Source organism: Streptomyces sp. M2CJ-2 (assembly GCF_016757295.1).
In the GTDB taxonomy this organism is placed as follows: Bacteria; Actinomycetota; Actinomycetes; order Streptomycetales; family Streptomycetaceae; genus Streptomyces.
Window position 1 is genome coordinate 1 of sequence record NZ_JAESIF010000195.1, and the last position, 2,237, is coordinate 2,237.

Sequence of the window (2,237 nt, forward strand, 5' to 3'; positions counted from 1 at the left end):
GCTCCAGCTCGAACACGGCCGCACCACCTGAACGAAGATCACCAACCGTCACGAGACGTTACCGAGAAGGGTTCAATGCCACGAAGTTAAGGGCTGGGGGCCGGTGTCCAGGTGTCGGGTTGTGTGAGTTTGTATGTGGCACGGGCGGTGCGTTCCAGGAGTCCTTGGCGTGCCCACCGGCCCAGGGCGACGCTCAGGCTGTTGACGGGTTTGCGGCCGGTGATGCCGAGTTGTCGCGCAAGATCCCGGGCCGACCAGGTCCGGTCGGTGTCGGCCGTCATGATCGTGCAGATCCGCGTCCAGCGGCCGGTGCGTCCCTGGGCCTTCGGGCTGCCGGCGGTCTGGGCGGTTGGCAGCGCGGGTGGGTGGATGGCGATGTCGAGCGCCGTGAGGTGGGTGCTCTCCAGGGGGCGGCCGTCACGGTTCCACGTGTGGTAGCGGGAGATTCCGCATTTGACGACGCGCGCGGACACCCGCGGGCGACGCGGCGGCATCAGGGTGCCCAAGACGGCGGCGCCGATGTTCCCGACCAGATCCACTCGCCAGTCGGAGGCGGTTGAGGGCATGAGGCCGATCTGAACGACCGTGTCGCGGGCCGCCTCCAGGGCCACGGTGAAGGCGGCCCGGTCCGGGTCGCAGCCCGGAACGGTCTCCACGGCCGTGACCATCGCCGAGCGCAGGGCCTGATAGAGCACCAGGAGTCCCCACATCTCCTGCACCAGGCCGGCCGGATCCTTCGACCTCAACACCCGCCCCTTAAGGAGGGTGTGACGCAGGGCCAGGAAGGACGACTCCACCTCCCAGCGTTCGTGATAGAGGCGCACGAGGCGGTCGGCCGGGTCGGTGCGGTGGTCGGTGAGTGTAGTCAGCAATCGGTAGGAGCCGGTGATCTGGCCGCCGTCGGCGGTGTGTGCCCGCACCTCGGCCTCCACGACCCGCAGGGTCAGATCGGCGACACGGGTGAGGTACGAACCGTCCGGCAACAACGTGAGCACGGGAAAACGCCTGCTGGATGTGCAGCGCACCAGGAACTGTGCGCCCTGCTCGGTGATGGCGGCCAGTAGATCGTTGCCATCGAAGGCGCGGTCGGCCAGTACCAGCATGTCGGCGGTGAGGCGGTCTACCAGCCGCCGCGCGTACGCGTTCTCACCCTGGGCGACCGGGCCGAAGCAGGCCCCGAGCAGACCGCGTGTCCCGGTCTCGCACAAGGCCATGAGCATCAGTTTCGGGTAGCCGGCCGCCCCGAAACGGTGGGTGAACCGCCTCAGCCACACACGGTTGCGCTCGTGGTCGGGGACCGCGAGGCTGCTGCAGCCGTCGAAGGCCACGGTCCGCCACCGCCGATAGCGCACCCCCGGTGTGGACGGCTGGGCCAGCGGGCCGGCCAGCACCTCGAACAGGCGCTCCAGCGGAGCCGCACCGATACGGCGGCGCAGATCACGAAGCGCCTTCTCGGAAGGACCGGGAACCCGGACGGCCAGCCCCGCGATCAGCTTGCCCCACACCAGGCGGGCGCCCACATGCTCGAACAGCCCCAGAGCAAGGACGAAGTACACCCCGACCCGGGAGGGAAGATCCCGTAACCGCCGCTCCCGCGCACCGGTCTCTTCCAGGACCGCGTCGACCAGTTCCGGCGGCACGACCTGCGTCAACTCACCGATATGGCCGGGCGCGAACACGTCGATGGTTCCGCCCGTGACAGACTGGGGCACAGGGCCTCTGCTCTCTCAGGAAGATCTTGGTCGATCCCCTGGATAGCAGAGGTCCTGCTGCATTTCGCGACCTCTTGACACCGGCCGCGACGCCTTAACTTCGCGGCATTGGACGATCACCTGCTACCGATCACGCCCCCGACCGGCACGAGCACCCCAGCCCCCATCCACGCCAGCCCCGCGACCTGCAACTTCAGGTTGAAACGAGACCAATGGGGCGGGGGCCGGATCCGGCAGCGGCGCACAGCTCTGCGGAGTTCATGGAGCGGATGCGGCAGTTACGCCGCTGGGCGGACCTGAGTTACCGGCAGCTGGAACGCAACGCCACCGACGCCGGCGATGTCCTGCCGCGCGCGACGATCTCCGCCGCCCTCGGCCGCGACGAGCTGCCCCGCGAGGAACTCCTGGCCGCCTACGTACGGGCCTGCGGCGGCGACGCCGACACGGTGGCCGCATGGCTCGACGCCCGCCGACGCCTGTCCATGACCGGCGACGGGATCCCGCCCCCCGGTCCCGAGAACGACG

At 69.2% G+C, this 2,237-nt stretch carries 1 protein-coding gene and 1 pseudogene; one reads left to right on the forward strand and one right to left on the reverse strand.

Annotation, left to right across the window (positions count from 1 at the left end):
- Positions 1-86: 86 nt before the first annotated feature.
- Positions 87-1,712: an IS4 family transposase gene (locus tag JL475_RS38670; RefSeq protein ID WP_202282874.1), complete on the reverse strand. Its 1,626-nt coding sequence runs from the start codon at positions 1,710-1,712 to the stop codon at positions 87-89.
- A gap of 269 nt (positions 1,713-1,981) precedes the next feature.
- On the opposite strand from JL475_RS38670, the pseudogene JL475_RS38675 reads away from it, so the two are divergent.
- Positions 1,982-2,237, forward strand: a pseudogene (locus JL475_RS38675) (hypothetical protein); the annotation flags it as partial.